Origin of the sequence: Xanthomonas arboricola, assembly GCF_003353015.1 — a bacterium.
GTDB lineage: Bacteria > Pseudomonadota > Gammaproteobacteria > Xanthomonadales > Xanthomonadaceae > Xanthomonas > Xanthomonas arboricola_E.
The window spans coordinates 149,749-171,563 of the sequence record NZ_QREM01000007.1 but is presented as its reverse complement, the minus strand read 5'-3'; the positions used below and the strand labels follow the sequence as shown (position 1 = coordinate 171,563).

13 protein-coding genes are annotated in these 21,815 nt (G+C 69.3%); 5 read left to right on the top strand and 8 right to left on the bottom strand.

The window, feature by feature from the left end; translation table 11 throughout:
* Window positions 1-72: 72 nt before the first annotated feature.
* On the bottom strand, window positions 73-774 hold the full coding sequence (locus C0541_RS04165; protein WP_429001330.1) for a hypothetical protein: 702 nt from the start codon (window positions 772-774) through the stop codon (window positions 73-75).
* 141 nt (window positions 775-915) lie between these two features.
* The gene (locus tag C0541_RS04160) at window positions 916-1,560 is read right to left on the bottom strand and encodes a glutathione S-transferase family protein (RefSeq protein WP_115046023.1); all 645 of its coding nucleotides are present in this window, start codon (window positions 1,558-1,560) and stop codon (window positions 916-918) included.
* Window positions 1,561-1,903: 343 nt separating this feature from the next.
* Here C0541_RS04160 and C0541_RS04155 point away from each other — a divergent pair, with 343 nt between their 5' ends.
* Complete coding sequence (locus C0541_RS04155) at window positions 1,904-2,998, top strand: ATP-grasp fold amidoligase family protein (RefSeq protein ID WP_429001329.1); 1,095 nt, start codon at window positions 1,904-1,906, stop codon at window positions 2,996-2,998.
* Between the two features lie 141 nt (window positions 2,999-3,139).
* Here C0541_RS04155 and C0541_RS04150 read toward each other — a convergent pair whose 3' ends face one another.
* From C0541_RS04150 to trhA, 3 genes are all read right to left on the bottom strand, one after another.
* Window positions 3,140-3,439 (bottom strand): type II toxin-antitoxin system RelE/ParE family toxin, encoded by a 300-nt coding sequence (locus C0541_RS04150; RefSeq protein WP_104585946.1) that lies wholly within the window; start codon window positions 3,437-3,439, stop codon window positions 3,140-3,142.
* Window positions 3,427-3,684 carry a type II toxin-antitoxin system Phd/YefM family antitoxin gene (locus C0541_RS04145; protein ID WP_104585948.1) on the bottom strand — a complete coding sequence of 86 codons (258 nt, stop codon included), beginning with the start codon at window positions 3,682-3,684 and terminating at the stop codon, window positions 3,427-3,429. The genes C0541_RS04150 and C0541_RS04145 overlap by 13 nt, the downstream gene beginning before the upstream one ends.
* 67 nt (window positions 3,685-3,751) lie before the next feature.
* Complete coding sequence (gene trhA, locus C0541_RS04140; RefSeq protein WP_115046022.1) at window positions 3,752-4,414, bottom strand: PAQR family membrane homeostasis protein TrhA; 663 nt, start codon at window positions 4,412-4,414, stop codon at window positions 3,752-3,754.
* Between the two features lie 171 nt (window positions 4,415-4,585).
* Here trhA and C0541_RS04135 point away from each other — a divergent pair, with 171 nt between their 5' ends.
* Together C0541_RS04135 and C0541_RS04130 are read left to right on the top strand one after the other, a co-directional pair.
* Window positions 4,586-7,087: a DEAD/DEAH box helicase gene (locus C0541_RS04135; RefSeq protein WP_161959871.1), complete on the top strand. Its 2,502-nt coding sequence runs from the start codon at window positions 4,586-4,588 to the stop codon at window positions 7,085-7,087.
* On the top strand, window positions 7,078-8,817 hold the full coding sequence (locus tag C0541_RS04130) for a ribonuclease H-like domain-containing protein (protein WP_193725861.1): 1,740 nt from the start codon (window positions 7,078-7,080) through the stop codon (window positions 8,815-8,817). The genes C0541_RS04135 and C0541_RS04130 overlap by 10 nt, the downstream gene beginning before the upstream one ends.
* 59 nt (window positions 8,818-8,876) lie before the next feature.
* Here C0541_RS04130 and C0541_RS04125 read toward each other — a convergent pair whose 3' ends face one another.
* The 3 genes from C0541_RS04125 to C0541_RS04115 form a co-directional block, all read right to left on the bottom strand.
* Entirely contained in the window at window positions 8,877-10,028 is a 1,152-nt protein-coding gene (locus C0541_RS04125) for a saccharopine dehydrogenase NADP-binding domain-containing protein (protein WP_115046019.1), read from the bottom strand.
* A gap of 204 nt (window positions 10,029-10,232) precedes the next feature.
* Window positions 10,233-12,074 (bottom strand): M56 family metallopeptidase, encoded by a 1,842-nt coding sequence (locus tag C0541_RS04120; protein WP_115046017.1) that lies wholly within the window; start codon window positions 12,072-12,074, stop codon window positions 10,233-10,235.
* A gap of 2 nt (window positions 12,075-12,076) precedes the next feature.
* Window positions 12,077-12,475, bottom strand: a complete 399-nt coding sequence (locus tag C0541_RS04115; protein ID WP_193725860.1) for a BlaI/MecI/CopY family transcriptional regulator — start codon at window positions 12,473-12,475, stop codon at window positions 12,077-12,079.
* Window positions 12,476-12,936: 461 nt separating this feature from the next.
* Here C0541_RS04115 and C0541_RS04110 point away from each other — a divergent pair, with 461 nt between their 5' ends.
* Window positions 12,937-21,597 (top strand): glycoside hydrolase family 94 protein, encoded by an 8,661-nt coding sequence (locus C0541_RS04110; protein ID WP_115046015.1) that lies wholly within the window; start codon window positions 12,937-12,939, stop codon window positions 21,595-21,597.
* On the top strand, window positions 21,594-21,815 hold the full coding sequence (locus tag C0541_RS04105) for a hypothetical protein (protein ID WP_115046013.1): 222 nt from the start codon (window positions 21,594-21,596) through the stop codon (window positions 21,813-21,815). Before C0541_RS04110 ends, C0541_RS04105 begins: the two co-directional genes overlap by 4 nt.

Here is a 21,815-nt window from a genome sequence, read left to right as displayed (position 1 = left end):
GTGACGCACCGGGCTGCTGCAGCTGCGCAGGCGGTGCCTGCTGCACGGCCGTACACTCGGCGCGCGCCGGGCTTACTCGAGTGGCCTGGGCGAGGGACGCTGATAATTGGAAAACGTCTTGTAGAGCGCTGCGGCGCGCTCGTCGGCAACGGCGTTTTCGACGCCGCTCAGCCCTTTCGCTGCGATGGCGCGCGAAGCTTTGCCATCACCTACCAGATACGCCAGGCGCAGGTAGGCCAGGCTGTCGACCAGGTTCTTGTGCTGCGTGTCGCTGGCATACACCTCCGACAGGCCGTAGTAGGCATAGAGGTTGCCGGCCAGTGCGGCCCGCCGCAGGATGCCAATGCCGGTGGAGAAGCGGCCGGCTGCTGCGGTCCTGACGCCGTAGACCACCGTGGCGGCCTGGTTGCCTGCTTGCGACGCTGCGCTGAGCTGGTCCAGGTGCAAGGTATCCAGGCGTGCGCGCTCGCGCTCGGTGGGGTAGCCGTGGGTGAGCAGCCACTGTGCTTCTGCTTCGGAGTCGGCCACCAATGGCCCACTGGCCTTGCACGCGCCCGGACCCTGCGGGCACAGGTAGCGCCGTGCCTGCTGGCTCGCGCCCTGGGTGAGGGCGGTTATTCGATCCGGCGACGGTGCTGCTGCGCCGGGGCCTGCCGTGGGCGTGGGCGCTGCAGGCGCAGCCAGTGATGCCCGATCGATAGGCGCTGGCCGCTCTGTGCAGGCGGCCAGCGCACTGGACAGGGCGGCCAAAGCCAGGATGTGGGTTGTGCGCATGGGTTCCTCCATTCCGTTGAAGACTGTGGCGATGGTGCGCGATGTCGGCGCGCCATGCGACTGCGGCCTGCGGCGGTGGGCAGCGGAAGGCACTGGCCCACGGGGAGGTCGCGGCAAGCTCCCTGCCGTAGGCCCCCTCGCTCAGGCACCTGCCCCGTTGATCGCCCACTGCGCCGCAAAGGCGCGCTGGTAGGCCGGGCGCCGTTCGGCACGGGTGACATAGGCCAGCAGCTCGGGGAAGTCGTCCAGCAGGCCGAAGTGCCCGATGCGCAGCAGCACCGACGCCATCAGCAGGTCGCCGACGCTGAAGTCGCCATCGAGCCAGGCGTTGCTGCCCAGGTGCGCGGTGAGGTGCTGCAGGCGCCGGCGGATGCGCTTTTGCAGCAGCGGCATGCGCTCTGCGGTCCAGGGCTTGTCGGCTTCCAGCAGCGTGGCGGTGGCCAGCTCCAGGCTGGGCGGCTCCACCGTGTTGAGCGCGGCAAACATCCAGGCGATGGCACGGGCGCGGGCGTTGGGGTCGGCCGGCAGCAGGCCGGGGTAACGCTCGGCGATGTGCAGGACGATGGCGCCGGTTTCGAACAGCACCAGCGCGCCCTGTTCGAAGGTGGGGATCTGGCCGAACGGGTGCAGGGCCAGATGCGCCGGTTGCTTCAGCGCGGCAAAGGGCAGCAGGCGCACCTGGTAGGGCTGGCCCACCTCTTCCAGTGCCCAGCGCACGCGCAGATCGCGCACCAGGCCCTTGCCGCCGTCGGGCGAGCGTTCGAAGGCGGTGATGGTGATGGTCATGCAGACGGCTCCCTTGGGGTTAGAGCGGACTACGTTGCCGGTTGCGGCCGGTGCGTGCAAAGGGCCCACCGGGCCACGCAGCACGCGCCCGGTGGCCGGAGCGGTCACGCCCCGACCCGGCGGCGCAGCGGACCGGGCCTTGCCCGGCCCCGGGCGGCCCCATCCGGTGGCCCGGCCGCCGGGGTGGAGGCCACCGGCCTGGGGATGGAAGCGGACTGATTCAGGCAGGCAGGCGGATTGAAACAAATTGCTCCCCTGGTCTCGCCTTTTGCGTATATCGTGCGCTACGTCACAATAAAATGTGACTTGTGTCGCACTTTATTAGCGGATCAAGGATTCCGACATGACCGACAACATGCTGGCGCTCACCACGCCGTTGGCGAGCGGGCGCGGTGCGCCAGCGCAAGGATGGTTGACCCTGCCGCCGCCGTTGATGGCCTCGTTCGACGAGCGCTGCGCGGCCCCGGTGCCGCTACCGGCACCGCCCTCGGACATGCCCAGCCTCAAGCGCCTGCTGCGCAAGGGCGCGCGCGGCCTGCTGCGCACCCTGCCGTGGCGGCACCAGGACCGGCTGTACTACCTGCACACGTTCGGGCGGCTGCCGGACCTGTATGCGCCCAAGTGCTTCAACGAGAAGACCCTCTACCGCAAGTGCGTGCACGGCGACTACCCGTTGTACCGGCGGCTGGCGGACAAGTTCGCGGTGCGCGCGTACGTGGCGGCCCGGATCGGCGAGGCATACCTGATCCCGCTGCTGCTGGACAGCACCGACCCGCAGGAGTTGTTGCGCCTGCCGCAGTGGCGGCAGACCGTGATCAAGGCCAACCATGGCGCGGCGATGGTGGAGGTGGTGCGCGAGGAGCCGGACGCGGTGCAGAAACGCCGCATCATCGAGCGCTGCGGCCAGTGGCTGCGCACCGACTTCTCCGACATGGTGCGCGAGATCCATTACCGCGATATTCCGCCGCGGATCCTGGTGGAGCAGTACATCGGCGATGCGCAGCAGGTGCCGGTGGACTACAAGTTCCACATGTTCCGGCAGGTGGACGGCAGTTTTCAGTACGTGCTGCAGGTGATCTACGGGCGCTTCGAGACGCCAAAGCTGGCGATGACCTTCTTCGTGAACAACCTGCACACGGCCTTCCACCGCATCCGCGACGACGGGCGCACGCCGCCCAGCCCGCCGGCGCTGCTGGAACAGGCGCTGGAACTGAGCAAGCAGCTGGCGGGCGATGTCGACTACGTGCGGGTGGACTGGTACATCCAGCGCGGGCAGATCTACTTCGGCGAGCTGACCTTCACCCCGGGCGCAGGGCTGGTGACCGGCCTGGACCGCGGGCTGGACCGGATGATGGGCGACATGTGGGTGCAGCGGCGTGCGCCGCTGGCCCCGTGCCTTGCGACGGACGGCATCCGGGTGCGGCTGCCGACCAGGTGAGCTTGCCACCCTGCAGCAGCCTGGCTGCACGCTCACCGTGCAGGTCCGGGGCACGCTGCATTCGGTGATCGTGCTCTCCGACCGCATCGCGCCGGACGCGGCCTTGGAGGCGGTGTTGAAGACCAAGTTGTAGGGGGGCTGTCAGCGCGAAAGACGATTTCTCCGGAGTAAGCGCTCCGAGCGCATCACGTGAACCACGACGACGCGCTGCCCATCCACACGGTAGAACACGCGGCACGGTGGTTCGACGATTTGACGGTAGCGGGAGCGCTTGAGCTCCTGCGGGCGGCTCCCGCTCTCCGGGTGCTCGGCCAATTGCTCGACATGCGCAACCACCCGTCTCACCAGTGCCGCTGCGGCGGCTGCGTCCTCAAGTGCAATGTAGTCGGCAATCGCGTCCAGGTCGGCCACCGCCGGCTCCGACCAGACTATTTCAGCCATCGCGCCAGGCGTTGCTTGGCCTGCTCGTGGCTCAGGCTGCGGCCTTCCGCTACCGCCATTTCACCACGGGCGATGCCTTCGAGGATCGCCATCCGCTGCTGCAGGCGCTCATAGCTGGTGACATCGACCAGATATGCGCTGGGCAGACCATGCTGGGTAATCAGGATCGGCTCCTTGTCGCGCTCGACATCAGCGAGGAGTTCGGTGGCCTGACGCTTGAGCGTGGTGACAAGTTCCGTGCGCATGGAGTGACACTAAAGTATCACTCAGGGTGAGGCAAGTCGGCTGCGCCGGGCGAGGCGGCCGACCTGGCTACACCCCACCCAACGGCCGCAGGCACAACCAGATGGCGCACCAGTGCGACAGCGCGCCGCCCAGCACGTGGGCGTGCCAGATGGCGCGGTTGTAGACCAGCGACTTGCGCACGTAGAAGGTGACGCCCACGGTGTAGAACGCGCCGCCGGCGGCGATCAGCCAGAGCACGGTGCTGTCCAGGCCGGCGACGAACGGCTTGATCACCACGATGCCGGCCCAGCCCAGCAGCAGGTAGATCGCCACCCAGAAGCCCTTGGCGATGCCGGGCAAAAACAGCTTGGCAAACACGCCGAACAGGGCCACGCCCCACACGCCCAGGATCATCGCCCAGCGCCAGGTGCCGTCCAGGGCAACCAGCAGGAACGGCGTGTAGGAGCCGGCAATCATGACGAAGATGCCGGCGTGATCGAACTTGCGCAGCATCGGCTGGCGCTGCGGCGGGGCGAAGTTGTAGGCCGCCGAACAGCCGAACATCACCAGCAGCCCCAGCGCGTACACGCAGGTGGCCAGCAGCATGGTCTGGTTGGCGTGGGCGCGCCAGACCATCCAGGCACCGCCGACGATGGCCAGGAACAGGCCGGCGGCATGCACGATCACATCGGCACGGCGAGCGGAGCGGGTCTTGTAGTGCGGGGCGGTGAGGCTGGGGGAAACGGGCACGGCGGTTCTTCGAGAGGGGGGAACCCGCCGTGCAGGCAACGGTGACGCGGCGGGGCCACCAGAATACCCGGCTTGCTGAATCCGCTCAGTGACACAGGCTCGCCGGTTTGGCCGCGGTCTCATACCCTGAGACACCTCCCCTGTCTCATGCCCCTCTTTGGGAGCCGCCGTATGCCTCCGTTTGCCCTCGCTCCCCGCACCGAAACCGCCGAACGCGCGCTGGCCACCACCGATGGCCGGCCCAGCCGCGATGGCGCACTGCTCACGCAGCGCCTGGAACGGCGTTACCACGACCGCATCACCGGCAGCTTCACCCTGCCCGGCCGCGAGGGCCGCTATGCGCCGATCCCCGACGACGTGCCGGCCGCGCTGGCCGACGCCTTGCGCGCGCGCGGCATCAGCCAGCTCTACAGCCACCAGGCCGACGCCTGGGCGGCCACCCAGCGCGGCGAGCATGTGGCGATCGTGACGCCCACCGCCTCGGGCAAGTCGCTGTGCTACACGTTGCCGGTGGTGAGCGCGGCGATGACTTCCGGGGCCAAGGCGCTGTACCTGTTCCCGACCAAGGCGCTGGCGCAGGACCAGGTGGCCGAGCTGCTGGAGTTGAACCGCGCCGGCGCGCTGGGGGTGAAGGCCTTCACTTTCGACGGCGACACGCCGGGCGATGCGCGCCAGGCGATCCGCCTGCATGGCGACATCGTGGTGAGCAACCCGGACATGCTGCACCAGGCGATCCTGCCGCATCACACCAAGTGGGCGCAGTTCTTCGAGAACCTGCGCTATGTGGTGATCGACGAGATCCACACCTACCGCGGGGTGTTCGGCAGCCACGTCACCAACGTGCTGCGCCGGCTCAAGCGCATCTGCGCGTTCTACGGTGCCAACCCGCAGTTCATCCTGTGCTCGGCCACCATCGGCAACCCGCATGCGCACGCGCAGGCCTTGATCGAGGAACAGGTGCATGCGATCACCGAGTCCGGCGCGCCCACCGGCGACAAGCACGTGCTGCTGTGGAACCCGCCGGTGGTCAATGCGGACCTGGGCCTGCGCGCGTCGGCACGTTCGCAGAGCAACCGCATCGCGCGCATCGCGATCAAGAGCGGGCTGAAGACGCTGGTGTTCGCGCAGACGCGGCTGATGGTGGAAGTGCTGACCAAGTACCTGAAGGACATCTTCGACCACGACCCGCGCAAGCCGCCACGCATCCGTGCCTACCGCGGCGGCTACCTGCCCACCGAGCGGCGCGAGGTGGAGCGCGCGATGCGCGCCGGCAACATCGACGGCATCGTCTCCACCTCGGCACTGGAGCTGGGCGTGGATATCGGCGCGCTGGACGTGGTGATCCTCAACGGCTACCCCGGCAGCGTGGCGGCGACCTGGCAGCGCTTCGGCCGTGCCGGGCGGCGCCAGCAACCGGCGCTGGGCGTGCTGGTGGCCAGCTCGCAACCGCTGGACCAGTACGTGGTGCGGCACCCGGATTTCTTTGCCGATGCCTCGCCCGAGCATGCGCGCATTGCGCCGGACCAGCCGCTGATCCTGTTCGACCACATCCGCTGCGCGGCGTTCGAATTGCCGTTCATTGCCAGCGAGCCGTTCGGGCCGATCGACCCGCTGGTGTTCCTGGAAGCGCTGGCCGAGAGCGAAGTGATCCACCAGGAAGGCGACCGCTGGGAGTGGATCGCCGACAGCTACCCGGCCAATGCGGTGAGCCTGCGCTCGGTGGCCGACGGCAACTTCGTGGTGGTGGACAAGAGCGACGGCAAGCAGCAGATCATTGCCGAGGTGGATTACTCGGCCGCGGCGCTGACCTTGTACGAAGGCGCCATCCACATGGTGCAGAGCACGCCGTACCAGGTGGAGCGGCTGGACTGGGAAGGCCGCAAGGCCTATGTCACGCGCACCCACGTGGACTACTACACCGACAGCATCGACTACACCAAGCTCAAGGTGCTGGACCGCTTCGACGGCGGCGTGGCCGGGCGTGGCGACTCGCATCATGGCGAGGTGCATGTGGTGCGGCGCGTGTCCGGCTACAAGAAGATCCGCTATTACACGCACGAGAACATCGGTTATGGCCCGGTCAACCTGCCCGACCAGGAACTGCACACCACCGCGGTGTGGTGGCAGCTGCCGCAGGCCACGCTGGGCAAGGCGTTCGCGTCCAAGCAGGATGCGCTGGATGGATTCCTGGGCGCCGCCTACGCGCTGCACGTGGTGGCCACGGTGGCGGTGATGGCCGATGCGCGCGACCTGCAAAAAGCCGTGGGCAATGGCGACGGTGCGTGGTTTGCGGTGGCCGACCAGACCGGGCGCGGGCAGCTGCGCGGCGTGGACGAAGGCGAAGAAGGCGCGGTGGAGTTGCAGCAGGCATTCGTGCCCACGGTGTACCTGTACGACAACTTCCCCGGCGGCGTGGGCCTGAGCGAGCCGCTGTGGCTGCGCCAGGCCGAGCTGCTGCAGCGCGCCGACGAGCTGGTGCGGCGGTGCGATTGCAGCGCCGGCTGCCCGGCTTGCGTGGGCCCGGTGCTGGCCGCGCATGAGGAATGCAAGGGCGAGTCGCCCAAGTCGCTGGCGTTGACGGTGCTGGCGCTGCTGTTCGATGCGGATGCGCCGTTGCGGCATGCCACCCAGGTGGACGAGGACCTGGCGCTGGACGTGCTTGCATGCGTGTGAGTGCGGACCGGCTGCGGCTGTTGCGGCGCCAGGCCGGGCACGCCGAGGTGCGTGCACCGGTGGCGGCTGCGCAGGGCGTGGAGCCGCTGCCTGCGATGGATGCGGGTGGCGACGGTGTGGGCGGCGTGTCGCCATCGCACCCCGGTGCCGGCGCGCGTGGCGTGCCGCAGGCGACGGCACGGCAAGGCGCGCAGCGCATTCCTGCCGAGGATGCCGCGCCGGCGGGAATGGGTGCATCGCGGTTGCAGGGTGCAGGGCGCAGCGGCCTCGCGCCGCCCTGCGCTGCACCGACAAGCGCGCGCGGCGGCCTGGACGATGACCCCTCCGCGGTGGCGAGCGACGACGCCGCGCGTTCGTCTGCGCAGCCGCTGCGCTCCGCGGTGGTCACGCGTAGGCCGGGTGATGCGGCCAGCGTGAGCACCGTTGCAGGCAGCGCGCGCACGGGCGCCGCCACCGCGATGGCTGCAGCGGCAGCGCCGCCGCAAGACCCGGCAACGCCAGTGCCTGCCAACGGCCCTGGCGTCAGCGCAGAACGCCTGCGCTTGCTGCGTCGTCAGGTGGGTGGCATGACACCTGCGCCGCGCAAGGACGATGCAGTGATGCCCACGCGGGCGCAACGTCAGCCTGCGCCGGGTGCCGCCTCGCCCGGGTGGCGCCCGGCAGTGCGCGCCGACACCGCACGGCATGCACAGGCAAGCGCCGCAGACACGGCGCAGGCCCCGCACACGCAGGACATCGCAGCGGCCATGACGCGCCGCAGCTTGCAGGCGCCGGTTGCCGCACCGCCTGCGCGCGATGCCTCGGCGTTTGCCTGGGTGGAGCACGAGGTGCGCCACAGGCCGGCAGGCGCGGCGGCCGATGCGGCCGCGCGCATGCCGGCGGTGCGCGCGACACCTGCTGCGCCCGCCGCACCGCCGGCACCGCAGCGACGCACCGATAGCGCCGGCCTGCGCAGGATGATCGGCCTGCGCGAGCGCGCGGTCCCGGCGCATGCGCCGCTGCGTGTGGCCTCCACCGATCGGCAGCTGCCCGGCAACGAGATCGCGCCCGGCCTGCACCTGATCGAAGCCTTCCTGCCGCAGCCGATCCCACACGACGCATTGTCGCTGGCCTTTGCCAAGCGCGAGGACGCGGTGGACCCGATGGATCTATTGTTCTTCGACACCGAAACCACCGGCCTGGCCGGCGGCACCGGCACGCGCGCCTTCATGATCGGCGTGGCCGACTGGCACATCGACGCTGCGCAGGGCAGCGGGCTGCGCGTGCGCCAGCTGATGATGTCCACGATGGCGGCCGAAAGCGCGATGCTGGACCTGTTCCGCAGCTGGCTGGCGCCGCAGACGGTGCTGTCCAGCTACAACGGCCGCTGCTACGACGCGCCGCTGTTGAAGACGCGCTACCGGCTGGCGCGCCGCGGCGACCCGATCTCCGCGCTGGACCATGTGGACCTGCTGTTCCCCACGCGCCGGCGTTATCGCGGCACCTGGGAGAACTGCAAGCTGGCCACCATCGAACGGCAACTGCTGCGCGTGGTGCGCGAGGACGACCTGCCCGGCTCCGAGGCCCCGGCCGCCTGGCTGAGCTACCTGCGCGGCGGCAGCGCGCGCAACCTGCGCCGGGTGGCCGAGCACAACCACCAGGACGTGGTGACCTTGTCGCTGCTGCTGCAGCGCCTGGTGGCGGTGGAGGCGCAGGACCGCGAGGTGATTCCGTTGATGGACGCACCTTGAGGTCGATGCGGGGGGCATTGTTTGCCGCGTTGCTTGGTGAACGAAGGCTGGACGCGGCGTCAGTCCCGCGCCGCACATGGTTGCTGGTGCACTTCCGATACCGCAGTCGTCATCTGCCACGCGGCAAACGCCTGCTCGAATTCGGCCAGCGACAACAGGCCCATGCAGGCATGCGCGCCGATCGGCAACGCCTGCCCTGCGGCCAGCTTGCGCACCAGCAGGATCGCGGCGAAACAGGGAATTTCCGGGCCGTGCAGCATCGGGGCAGTGAGGTCCCACTGCAGCAGTAGCGGCTGGCGATCGCTGAGGTGGCCGTGGCCGGTGCCTCGCAGCTCCACGCGCATGCCACCGAGGTCGGTGCCGACGCGATCGAACCAGCGTGCAGCACGTGCAAACACGTCGGCCAGACGCGCCATCGGCAGTGGCACGCCGTGCTGGCGTAGCCAGGCGATGCCAGCAAGGCAGCGCTGCAGGAATCCCACCTCCAACGCTGCGCGGAATTGCACGGTCTGCACGCCTGGATAGCGCTGCGGCAATAAATCGTGATCGGGCACATCGCACGCGGACGCAAGCCGCGGCGCGAGCTGGGCGAACTGCACGCGCCTGGGTCTGGCCCAGCCCACCACCGTTTGCCAGCGGCCCTCATGCAGCCATGTGAACGGCGTGCCGCAGTACGACAGCACCGCACGCACGGTGGCCAGGCCCAACGGGGTGCCCTGTGCGGGCGCGATGACCATGCGGATATCGCGCAGGGCAGAAAAACGCGGCAGCAAGGCATCGATGACGGCGCTCGACAGCGCCGGCAAGGTGCTGGCGCCGCTGATGGCCACGCGCTGCGCCTGCCTTGCCACTGCATCCAGTGCCGCGGGGAAATCGCGGACGAAGGTGCGGCCGTCGGCCAGGTCGATGTAGTGCATGCCGGCCTGCAGGCAGGTGCGCGCCACGGCGTAGTCCTGGCCCTGGAACGGGCCTGCGGTATGCACCACTGCATCGGCGGCAGTGGCCGCCAGTTGCGCGGCAAAATCGCTTGCCGCGGTGTCCAGTCGGCAGGCGGTGATGCGGCCGGGTGCGACACCCGGCCACGTGGTCGCCACATCGCCGGGGTGCCGCCCGGCCGCGATCACCTGGATCTGCGCCGTGGCCGCCAGCGCCCGCACGATGCGCGCGCCGAAATGCCCGAAGCCACCCACCACCACCACCCGGTACGTCATCGCCTGCCCGCCGTCTGCGCCTGCTGCACAGTATCGGCGAGCAGCGGCACAAGCGAATCAACCATCACTGCCTGTCGCCGGCCCTGCGTGCTTGCAGGGCGCATGCGGCGCGGAGCTGGTTTGACGCAGTCACTGCAGCCGGCCGGATGGCGTTGTCTGCTCGCCGCCTGCGTGTGCACGGCTTCGGCGCGCAGCCTGCGCCGATCAGCCCTCGATCTGCGTGGCCAGCCCCTGTGCGATCGCCTCGCGCATGATGCGCCGGGCTTGCTGGTCGGCGCGGACGCTGGCAGCGGCCTGCTGGCTGGCCAGATCTGCCTGCTCGGTGGCCAGCGCCGCCTGCTGCCTGGCCCGTGCCTGCATCCGCTGTTGGGCGCCGCTGCGCTGCATGGCCTGTTCGGCCTGACGGACTGCGCGTTCTGCTGCCTGCGCCGCACGCTCGGCGGCCTGTTGCGTGTGCGCATCGGTATCGCGCAGGGATGCATTGACGCGCTTTGCGGCAGCATCGGCAGCACGTGCACCCAGCTCACCCATCTGTGCACCCAACTCGCCCTGCTGTTTGCCGAGCTTGCCCTGGCGCTCGCCCAGCGCGCCCTGCGCCTGGCCCAACGCGGTGATTGGCGCATACACCGCATTGATGCGCTTGAAGGTGTCGGGATCGCGCACGAGGTACTGCTTGCCATCCTTGCGGAACCACATCAGCTGAGCATCCTTGCCGGCCAGACGACGCACATGCTTGAGATCGTCCACCGAGCCATTCATGACGCTGTCGTTGCCCTGCAGCAGCACGTAGGCATCGCGGTCGGGGTCATGCGACAGGTTGATCTGGCCGTGCGTGGACGTGGTGGTGAAGGTCTGGCTTGCCGATGACGCCCCTGCAGCCGGTGCGGCGGCGTTTGCCGGTGCGGCGTTCGCTGCCGTAGCAGCCGGTGCGGCGGCCGCCGCGGTGGCCGGTGCAACCGTGCCGGACCTGACCGCAGCGGGCCTGGCGGATGTGGTCGTTGATGCGGCAGCAGCAGCCGGCGCGGTGGGCATCGCCACCAGGCGCAGCGGCAGCACGCCGGTGATGGCCACCGCGCCCAGGATCAGCGCCGCGCCAAACCGCGGGAACGAGGTCGGGTTCTGCAACATGAGCAATCTCCGTTTGAGGCTGAGGAAGGATGGCGAGGCGCTGGCCACGCCACCATGCGGGCGCGGTGCCACGCCCAGTTGCAGCAACAGCCGGCCATAGTCGTGGCGGCAATGCCGATGGCCTGCGACCACCGCGGCATCGCAGGCGGCCTCGCGGGCGGTGGCGTATTCGCGCGCGGCCAGATGCACCAGCGGGTGGAAGAAGAACAGGTGTTGCGCCAGCGACGGCAGCAGGCCCCACCACAGATCGCGCCGGCGCAGATGGATCAGTTCATGGGTCAGCGCCATGTCCAGATCGTCGTCGGCCATCTGCGGCAGGCGTGCGGCGGGCAGCAGCAGTACCGGGCGCCAGGGGCCGATCAACTGCGGCGAGGCGATCTGCTGCGACAGACGGATGTCCGGCGGCTGCGGCAGGCCGTGTGCCTCTGCGGCCATGCGCAGTGCGGCCACCAGCGCACGATCGGTACACGGTGCGGCAGCGCGGACCAGGGCGCGGCTGCGACGGTAGGCGCGCAGGGTGCCGAGCGCCATCACCGCAACGCCGGCAACCCACAACACGGCCAGCCACAGCGCCCAGGACGGACCGCTTGCACCCTGCAGCACGTCTGCGGCAGTCGCGTTGGCGACCGCACTCGCACCGGAGGCAGTGGCATTGGCCATCACCATCGGCGCCAGGCTGTCGCCGGCCATCAAGGCAGGCGTGGGCGTGGCGGCGGGCAACACCGGCAACTGCAGCGGCGCGTTCCACAGCAGGCCGACCACCGCCTGCACTCCCACCAGCCACCACAACCAGGTTTGCGTGGCGGCCGGCAGGCGCTGCACGCCGCGGCACAGCACCCACACCACCAACGCCAGCACGGCGGTCTGCACGCTGGTGGCGCCGAGCTTCCATAACAGCGATTCGATCAGTGGCGACATGCTCAATCCTCCTTGCGCTGCGATTGCAGCTTGGCGACCAGGGCTTCGAGCTCGGCCAGCTCGCTGTCGCTGACCTCGGCGCGCTGCGACATCCACGCCACGAACGGCGACACCGAGCCCTGCAGGGTCTTTTCCACGAACTGCCCCACGGCCGAACGCACGACTGCGTCCTGCCCGCTGGTGGCGCTGTAGCGGTACATGCCATGCACCTGCTTGCGGCGCAGAAAGCCCTTGGCACGCAGCCGCTCCATCATGGTCAGCACGGTCGAGCGCGCCAGCCCGCGCGGCTCACCGAACGCGGCCGCCACCTCACCGACACTGGCGTGCCGGTGTTCTTCGATGTGTTGCAGCAGGGCCAGCTCCTGGTCCCCGATGGTCTTGCCGCGCATGCCGCTCTCCATGACTACAGTTGTCGCTACCGTAGGCGTGACGACAGGTGTAGTCAATAGGTCGGATGGCAGGGGGCGGGCTGCCGAAGCAACACCCGGTGGACGGACTGGCGAACTGCGTCGGCTATCGCAGCGATGGCGATGGCGATGGCGATGCAACGCGACGCGACGCGACGCGCGGCGATAGCCGCTACTGCATCACGCGTTGCGGTCGCCCTGGTGCTGCTGTTGCCGTGGGTTTCGTGCAGCCGTGCTGTCTTACGTGTCTGCGCGTGCGATGCCACCACGCACACGCGCCATGCCGCGCTGCATGTCCCCTGCGCAGCACGCCGATGCACCACGGCACCGCTGCAAGCGCAGCGTTGGTGTACCTCTGCTGCCCCGCACGCGCGGCCTGCCTTCACATGCGCCACCGGGCCAGCGCGCATGATCACAACCTCTAGCGGCGCACCTGCTGCACAGGTCATGTCTCGATGCCGCCACAGCGGAAGGCTTCTGCGTTCTCCCTCTGGTGGCAGTCGATCACGCAGCCAGCCGCAACATTGCAACCGTCCCCGGTCGCTCCAGCGCCGCAAGGCGCGGCCCTGTTTGGCGACGAACAGATGCAAGCGCTGGGACAGGCGCTGGCGCAAGCCCATGTGCTGCATACCGGGCCCACGCGCGAGCTGCTGCTGGCGCAACTCAAATCCAACCAGCGCTCGCTTGGCAGCACTGCTGCGCGGTTGAGCGAAATGGCGGCCGACGGCGTGCAGTTGCACCCGGCCGCCGAATGGTTGCTGGACAATTACTACCTGGTCGAAGAACAGATGCGCCTGGCGCGCCAGCATCTTCCGCCCGGCTACAGCCGGCAATTGCCGCGCCTGCGCACGCCCACCTCGGTGGGCCTGCCGCGCGTGTATGAGCTGGGCCTGCAGGTGGTGGCGCATGGCGACGGGCGCGTGGATGTCATCACGCTGAGCCGTTTCATCGCCGCCTACCAACAAGTGGTGCCGCTCAAGCTCGGCGAGTTGTGGGCGATTCCGATCATGTTGCGGCTGGCGCTGATCGACAACCTGCGCCGCATTGCCGACGACATCATGCACGATGGACGCGACAGCCGCCTGGCGGCGCATTGGGCGGCATTGCTCAACGCCACTGCCGCCACCCAGCCCAAGGATGTGGTGGTGGTGGTGGCCGACCTGGCGCGCTCGCAGCCGCCGGCCAGCGGTGCATTCGTGGCCGAGCTGACGCGTGGCATCCAGGGCCGCGGGCCGGTGTTGTCGATGGCCAGCGCCTGGGTGGAGCAATGGCTGGCAAGCGAGGGCCACAGCGTGGAAGCGCTGGTGCACGCCGAAAGCCAGCGCCAGGCAGCCGAGCAGGTGGCGATCAGCAACAGCATCGGTAGCCTGCGGTTCCTGGACGAAATGGATTGGCGCGACTTCGTCGAGGCCATGAGCGTGGTCGATCAGACCTTGCGCAAGGATCCGGCCGACGTCTACGCACGCATGGATTTCCATACCCGCGATAGCTACCGGCATGTGGTGGAACAGCTGGCGCAGCGCCTGCAGCGCGACGAGCCGGGCGTGGCCGAGGCGGTGCTGCAGCTGGCCGCGCACGCCGATGCCGCCACGCCGGTGGCCAGCCACGTCGGCTATTACCTGGTGGATGCGGGCTTGCCGCAGCTGCGTGCCGCGCTGCGCGACCCCGCCGCGTCAGGCGCACCGGCACCGCCGCGCCCGCGCGCGCGTCGCGTTGCGCTGCCGGTCTACCTGTTGCCGATCGCAGCGATCGCGCTGCTGTGGAGCGGCGTGCTGCTGCAGGGCGTGAGCGCACTGCCGCCGACGCTGTGGTGGATCACCGCCGGCATTGCGCTGCTGGCCGCCAGCGAGCTGGGCATTGCGTTGGTCAACTGGGTGGCAACGCTGTGGGTGCGCCCGCATCCGTTGCCGCGCATGGACCTGCGTGCCGGCATCACGCCCGACTGCCGCACCCTGGTGGTGATGCCGAGCATGCTGGCCAACCACGAGGCCATCGACGAGCTGGTCGGTGCGCTGGAGGTGCACTACCTGGCCAACCGCGACGCGCAGCTGTACTTCGCGCTGCTCACCGATTTCCTCGATGCCGGGCAGGCAGTGCTGCCCACGGACATGGCGCTGGTGGCGCATGCGGCGCAGCACATCGACCGGCTCAACGCGGCCTATGCCGATGCGCACGGCGATCGCTTCTTCCTGCTGCACCGCGCACGCCAGTGGAACGCCGGCGAGGGCTGCTGGATGGGCGCAGAGCGCAAGCGCGGCAAGCTCGAAGCACTCAACCGCCTGCTCTGCGCCGACGACACGCGGCTGCAGGCAGCCAGCGAATTCCTGCAGGTGCAAGGCGATGTGGCCGCGCTGGTGCAGGTGCGCTATGTGATCACGCTCGACAGCGACACCCACTTGCCACGCGATGCGGCACGCGCGCTGGTCGGGGCGATGTCGCATCCGTTGAATGTGCCGCGCATGGATGCATCCGGGCAGATCGTCCAGGCCGGTTACGGCATCCTGCAGCCCGGCCTGGGCACCGGCATGAGCGAGGGCGGCGAATCGCGGTTTGCGCGCATGTTCGGCATCGAGCCGGGCATCGACCCGTACACCCGCGTGGTGTCGGACGTGTATCAGGATCTGTTCGGCGAAGGCTCCTTCATCGGCAAGGGCATCTATGCGGTGGCCACCTTCGAGCAGGTGCTGGCCGGCCGCTTCCCCGACAACCGTGTGCTCAGCCATGACCTGCTGGAAGGCTGCTACGTGCGCGCCGGCTTGCTCAGCGACGTGCGGTTGTACGAACGGCATCCGCAACGCTATGCCACCGATGCCAAGCGGCGCGCACGCTGGGTGCGTGGCGACTGGCAGTTGTTGCCATGGCTGTTGCCGTGGGTGCCCGACCGTGGCGGCCGACGCGCGCGCAATCCGCTGTCGTGGTTGTCGCGCGGCAAGTTGCTGGACAACCTGCGCCGCAGCCTGGTGGCACCGGCCGCCTTGGGCCTGTTGGTGATCGGCTGGCTGGCCTCGCCCACCCCGTTGCGCTGGACGCTGTGGCTGCTGGTGCTGTGGCTGCTGCCGGGGCTGTGTTCGGCGCTGTATGCGCTGGCGCATCCGCCCGAGGGCCTGGGACTGCGCCATCACGCGCGCCAGGTCGGGATGGGGCTGCGTCAGCACCTGCTGCGTACCGGCGTGGTGCTGGCCTGCCTGCCATTCGAGGCGGGGCTGCAGCTGTCGGCAATCGCCCGCACGCTGGTGCGGATGGCGATCACCCGACGCCACCTGTTGCAGTGGGCGCCCTCCAGCGAAGTGGAGCGCAGCGCGCGCAGCGGCAATGCCGAGCAACAGCTGATGGCCGGCGCCGCCTGCAGTGCGGCCTTGGTGATCGCCGCGGTGGCCTGGTGGTCGCCGCTGGCCCTGTGGGCGGCATTGCCGCTGGGGCTGGCGTGGATGGGCGCGCCCTGGCTGATGGCCTGGCTGGGCGAGCAGCCCGCCGCGCCGGTGGCGCAGCTGTCGCAGGAGCAGCGCGCCTTCCTGGGTGGATTGTCGCGGCAAACCTGGGCGTTCTTCGAGAGCCACTGCACGGCGCAGCACCACTGGTTGCCGCCGGACAACGTGCAGGAATATCCGGTCACGGTGGTGGCCAACCGCACCTCGCCAACCAACATCGGCCTGGGCCTGCTGGCCAACCTGGCCGCCTACGACCTGGGCTACCTGACGGTGGCCGGCGTGATGACCCGCGTGGCCGACACGCTGGCCACGCTGGAAGCGCTGCCGCGCTACCGCGGCCATTTCTACAACTGGTACGACACCGAAACGCTGGTGCCGTTGTTGCCGCGCTACATCTCCACCGTGGACAGCGGCAACCTGGTCGGACACCTGTTGACGCTGCGGCAGGGGCTGCTGGCGCTGGTGGATGCGCCGGCGCTGTCGATGGCGGTGTTCGATGGGCTGGCCGACACCCTGGGCGTGCTGGGCGAACAGACGCAGCCACGCAGCGCTGCTGCCACCGCCGCAGCAAGCGCGATGTCGCAGACCTTGCAGAGCATCCGCAGCCAACCTGCACCAAGCCTGCACCAGGCCGACGAAGCGCTGCGCCTGCTGTTGGCGCAGAGCGAGCTGCTCCTGGCCGCGATGCCAGGCAACAGCAAGGACGAGGAACCGTGGCCGCAACGCCTGGTACGTAGTTGCAAGGCGGCATTGGCCGAGCTGGGCCAGTGCGCCGCAGTGCCTGCCAGCGTCGATCTGCACGCTGCAGACGCTGCCGGCGCTCCGGTCGCCACGTTGCGCCAACTCGCCGCCGGCCACCACACCGCCGGCGTGCAGACCTGGGCCGCCGCGCGGGTGCAGGAGCTGCAACGGCTTGCGCATATCGCCGGGCAGCTGGCACAGATGGACTACGACTTCCTCTACAGCCCCGCCCAGCAACTGCTCTCGATCGGCTACAACGTCGACGACCACCGGCTGGATAGCGGCCATTACGATCTGCTCGCCTCCGAGGCACGCTTAGGCATCTTCGTGGCCATCGCCCAGGGCAAGCTGCCGCAGGACAGCTGGTTCGCACTCGGGCGCACGCTCACCGACACCGGTGCCGAACCGACGCTGCTGTCGTGGAGCGGCTCGATGTTCGAGTACCTGATGCCCGACCTGGTGATGCCCAGCTATCCGCAGACGCTGCTGAGCCGCTCGATGCGCGGCGCGGTGCAGGCGCAGATCCGCTACGGCGCCGCACGCAACGTGCCGTGGGGCGTGTCCGAGTCGGGCTACAACACGGTCGATACGCGGCGCAATTATCAATACCGCGCCTTCGGCGTGCCCGGCCTGGGGCTCAAGCGTGGCCTGGGCCAGGACCTGGTGATCGCCCCGTATGCCAGCGCCATGGCGCTGATGGTCGAACCGGATGCGGCCTGCCGCAACCTGCAGCAGCTGCAGGCGCTGGGGTTCGGCGGGCGCTTCGGCTTGTACGAGGCGATCGACTACACCCCGTCGCGGGTGCCGCGTGGCGAACAGCACGCGCTGGTGCGCTCGTTCATGTCGCACCACCAGGGCATGGCGCTGCTGGCACTGGATCACGTGTTGCGCGATGCGCCGATGCAGCGGCGCTTTGTCGCCGACCCGCAATTCCAGGCCACGCTATTGCTGCTGCAGGAGCGCGCACCGCGCGCCGGTGTGTACGTCAAGGGCCTGGCCGACGCAGCGCAACGCCCGGTGGCCGCCGAAACCGGCATGGCCTTGCGCATCCATCGCGACCCCGATGTGCCGCAGCCGGCACTGCAGTTGCTGTCCAACGGGCGTTACCACGCCATGCTGACCTCGGCCGGCGGCGGCTACAGCCGCGCGCGCGACATGGCGGTGACGCGCTGGCGCGAAGACGGCACCCGCGATCACTGGGGCACGTTCTGCTACCTGCGCGATGTGGACAGCGGCGCGGTGTGGTCGGCCGCGCATCAGCCCACCTGCGTGCCGGTGGAGCGCTACGAGGCGATCTTTTCCGAGGCCAAGGCCGAGTTCAAGGGCAGCCACCAGCGCTACGACAGCCATCTGGAAATCGCCATTTCCGCCGAGGACGACGTGGAGCTGCGCCGGCTGCGCATCCGCAACCGTTCGCGGCAGACGCGCGTGATCGAAATCACCACCTACGCCGAAGTGGTGCTGGCACCGGCGCAGGCCGACGAGGCGCATCCGGCCTTCAGCAACCTGTTCGTGCAGACCGAGATCCTGGCCGACAAGCAGGCACTGCTGTGCACGCGGCGCCCGCGCGGGCACGACGAGGCGCAGCCGTGGATGCTGCACCTGGTGGCCGTGCACGATGCCGACGTGGCGTCGATCTCCTACGAAACCGACCGCGCCGCGTTTATCGGGCGCGGGCGCAGCACCCGCGATCCGCTGGCGCTGCGCGACCAGGCCAGCCTGTCCGGCGCGGCCGGCTCGGTGCTGGACCCGATCGTGGCGATCCGCTGCCGTCTCTCGCTGGCACCGGACCAACAGGCGCAGGTGGACATGGTCTACGGCGTCGGTACCCAGCGCGCGGCCTGCACCGCGTTGATCGACAAGTACCGCGACCGCCGTCTGGCCGACCGCGTGTTCGACCTGGCGCTGACCCAGAGCCAGGTCACCCGCCGGCAGATCAACGCCTCGCTGGACGATGCAATGCGCTACGAGCGGCTGGCCGCGCGCGTGCTGTTCGTCGACCCGCAACTGCGCGCCGACAACGAGGTGCTGCTGCACAACCATCGCGGCCAGTCGGCGTTGTGGAGCCACGCCATCTCCGGCGACCTGCCGATCGTGCTGTTGCGCATCACCGACCCGGACAACCTGGAGCTGGTACGCCAGCTGGTGCAGGCGCACGCGTACTGGCGCCTGAAAGGCCTGCGCGCGGACCTGGTGATCTGGAACGAAAGCCAGGCCGGCTATCGGCAAGCGCTGCAGGACGCCATCCTGGGCCTGATCGCCGCCGACCCGGAGGCCAATGGGCTCGACCGCCCTGGCGGCATCTTCGTGCGCGCCATCGAACACATCGCGCAGGAAGACCGCGTGCTGCTGCAGACCGTGGCGCGCGCGATCCTGAGCGATGCCAACGGCAGCCTGGACGCGCAACTGCAACGCCACCCTGGCGCACGGGCGCTGCCGCCGGCACTGGAACCCATCCAGCAACTGGACAGCGCCGAGTCTGCGAGCAGCACGCACGCCGCCTACCTGGACACCACCCTGCAGGCCGCCGCCGAAGAAGCGGTGGTGTTCGACAACGGCCTGGGCGCGTTCGCTGCCGACGGCCGCGAATACCGCATCACCCTGGACCCGGGCACGGCCACGCCGGCGCCGTGGTGCAACGTGATGGCCAATGCGCACTTCGGCACGGTGGTCAGCGACAGCAGCCCCGGTTACAGCTGGGCCGAGAACGCGCACGAATTCCGGCTCACGCCGTGGCACAACGACCCGGTCGGCGATGCCTCCAGCGAGGCCTTCTACCTGCGCGACGAGGACACCGGCCAGGTCTGGTCGCCGATGGCGCTGCCGTGTCGCGGCAGCGCGCGCTACACGGTGCGCCACGGGTTCGGCTACAGCGTCTACAGCCATATCGAACACGGCATCGGCAGCGAGCTGTGGGTGTTCGTCGATGTGGAACGGCCGATCAAGTTCAGCCATCTGCGGCTGAAGAACCTGTCCGGGCGCCCGCGCCGGCTCAGCGTGACCGGCTATGTGGAATGGGTGCTGGGCGACATCCGCACACGCTCGCAGCTGCATGTGGTCAGCGAGGTGGACCTGGGCAGCAGCGTGCTGACCGCACGCAACCCGTACAACACCGAGTTCGACGGACGCGTGGCGTTCTTCGATGCCGACGCCCCCAGCCGCAGCATCACCGCAGACCGCAGCGAATTCATCGGGCGCAACGGCAGCCTGGCCGCGCCCGCCGCACTCGGCCGGCAACGCCTGTCCGGGCGCGTGGGTGCCGGCCTGGACCCGTGCGCGGCGATCCAGGTTCCGGTGACGCTGGCGGCCGACCAGAGCTTTGAAACGGTGTTCCGCCTGGGCGCGGCGGTGGATCGCGACACCGCGCTGGCACTGGCCCGCCAGAGCCGCGGGGGCGCTGCCGCGCAGGCCGCCTTGCTGGCGGTGCGCGCGCACTGGCAGCAGGTGCTGGGCAGCGTGCAGGTGCGCACGCCCGACCCGGCGGTGGACCTGCTGGCCAACGGCTGGCTGCTCTACCAGACCATCGCCTGCCGGTTCCTGGCACGCAGCGGCTACTACCAGTCCGGTGGCGCCTACGGGTTTCGCGACCAGCTGCAGGACAGCATGGCGATGGTGCACGCGCAGCCGGCGCTGGCCCGCGCGCATCTGCTGCGCTGCGCTGCGCATCAGTTTGCGCAAGGCGATGTGCAGCATTGGTGGCACCCGCCGCAGGACCGCGGCGTGCGCACCCAGTGCTCGGACGATTTTCTGTGGTTGCCGCAGGCGCTGTGCCGCTATCTGGAGGTCACCGCAGATGCCGGCGTGCTGGACGAGCGGGTGAGCTTCATCGACGGGCGCGCGCTCAAGCCCGAGGAGGAGTCGTATTACGACCTGCCGCAGATCACCGGCAACGTGCAGTCGCTGTACGCGCACTGCGTGCTCGCCCTGCAACGCGGCATGGCACGGCTGGGCGAACGCGGCCTGCCGCTGATCGGCAGCGGCGACTGGAACGACGGCATGAACCGGGTCGGCAAGGACGGCAAGGGCGAAAGCGTGTGGCTGGGCTTTTTCCTCTACGACGCGTTGCTGCGCTTTTCCGCTGTGGCCGTACAACGCAACGATGCGGCGTTCGCGGCAACCTGCCGCACGCAGGCACAGGCCTTGCGCACCGCGCTGGAACAGCATGCCTGGGACGGGCAGTGGTACCGGCGGGCCTGGTTCGACGACGGCACGCCGCTGGGTTCGAGCGATTCGGACGAATGCCGCATCGATTCGCTGTCGCAGAGCTGGGCGGTGCTGTCCGGGGCGATGGATCCGGCACGCAGTGCCCAGGCGATGGAGGCGATGCACCAGCAGCTGGTGGATGCCGACGCTGGCATCGTCAAGCTGCTGGTGCCCCCGTTCGACCGCACCGGGCACGACCCCGGCTACATCCGCGGCTACGTCCCCGGCGTGCGCGAAAACGGCGGCCAGTACACGCATGCGGCAGTGTGGGCGACGATGGCCTTTGCCCACCGCGGCGACAGCGCGCGCGCCTGGCAACTGGCCGGCCTGATCAACCCGATCCACCACGCCCGCGACGCGGCCGGCATGCAGCGCTACAAGGCCGAACCGTATGTGCTGGCCGCCGATGTCTACGCGGTGGCGCCGCACGCTGGCCGCGGCGGCTGGAGCTGGTATACCGGCGCGGCCGGCTGGATGTACCGGCTGCTGACCGAATCGCTGCTCGGCCTGCAGCGCCACGGCGAGCGCATGCACATCGTGCCGTGCATCCCGGCCGGCTGGCCGGGCTACCAGCTGCGCTATCGCTTCGGCAGCAGCACCTATGTCATCGACGTCACCCAACGCCCGGGCATCGCGGCGCGGCTGGAGATCGACGGGGTGGCACAGGCCGAGCTGGCTTTCACCCTGGTCGACGACGGCGCGGTCCACGCTGTGGCACTGGACTGGCCGGCAGACCCGACATGAGCACACGCAGACATACCCATACCAGCCATCAACTCGCCGACCTGGGCAAGATGTTGTCGGTCTGGCCACAGCGGGTGCGCGACCCCAGCCAGTTCTGGCCGCAGTTCGACGCCTTGGCCAAAGGCATTCTCGACCAGGCAGCCGAGGCGGACCTGCAGCGGGTGCAGCGCCGCCTGCGGCAGCTGCTGCACCGCCATGGCCTGACGCGCACGCAATAA

Excerpts from the sequence above, each read along its gene's own strand:
- C0541_RS04115 (WP_193725860.1), bottom strand. The coding sequence starts at position 12,475 with ATGGAGAGCGGCATGCGCGGCAAGACCATCGGGGACCAGGAGCTGGCC.
- C0541_RS04145 (WP_104585948.1), bottom strand. The coding sequence starts at position 3,684 with ATGCGCACGGAACTTGTCACCACGCTCAAGCGTCAGGCCACCGAACTC.
- C0541_RS04160 (WP_115046023.1), bottom strand. The coding sequence starts at position 1,560 with ATGACCATCACCATCACCGCCTTCGAACGCTCGCCCGACGGCGGCAAG.
- C0541_RS04120 (WP_115046017.1), bottom strand. The coding sequence starts at position 12,074 with ATGTCGCCACTGATCGAATCGCTGTTATGGAAGCTCGGCGCCACCAGC.
- C0541_RS04130 (WP_193725861.1), top strand. The coding sequence starts at position 7,078 with ATGCGTGTGAGTGCGGACCGGCTGCGGCTGTTGCGGCGCCAGGCCGGG.
- C0541_RS04165 (WP_429001330.1), bottom strand. The coding sequence starts at position 774 with ATGCGCACAACCCACATCCTGGCTTTGGCCGCCCTGTCCAGTGCGCTG.
- C0541_RS04135 (WP_161959871.1), top strand. The coding sequence starts at position 4,586 with ATGCCTCCGTTTGCCCTCGCTCCCCGCACCGAAACCGCCGAACGCGCG.
- C0541_RS04155 (WP_429001329.1), top strand. The coding sequence starts at position 1,904 with ATGACCGACAACATGCTGGCGCTCACCACGCCGTTGGCGAGCGGGCGC.
- C0541_RS04150 (WP_104585946.1), bottom strand. The coding sequence starts at position 3,439 with ATGGCTGAAATAGTCTGGTCGGAGCCGGCGGTGGCCGACCTGGACGCG.
- C0541_RS04125 (WP_115046019.1), bottom strand. The coding sequence starts at position 10,028 with ATGACGTACCGGGTGGTGGTGGTGGGTGGCTTCGGGCATTTCGGCGCG.
- C0541_RS04105 (WP_115046013.1), top strand. The coding sequence starts at position 21,594 with ATGAGCACACGCAGACATACCCATACCAGCCATCAACTCGCCGACCTG.
- C0541_RS04110 (WP_115046015.1), top strand. The coding sequence starts at position 12,937 with ATGCCGCCACAGCGGAAGGCTTCTGCGTTCTCCCTCTGGTGGCAGTCG.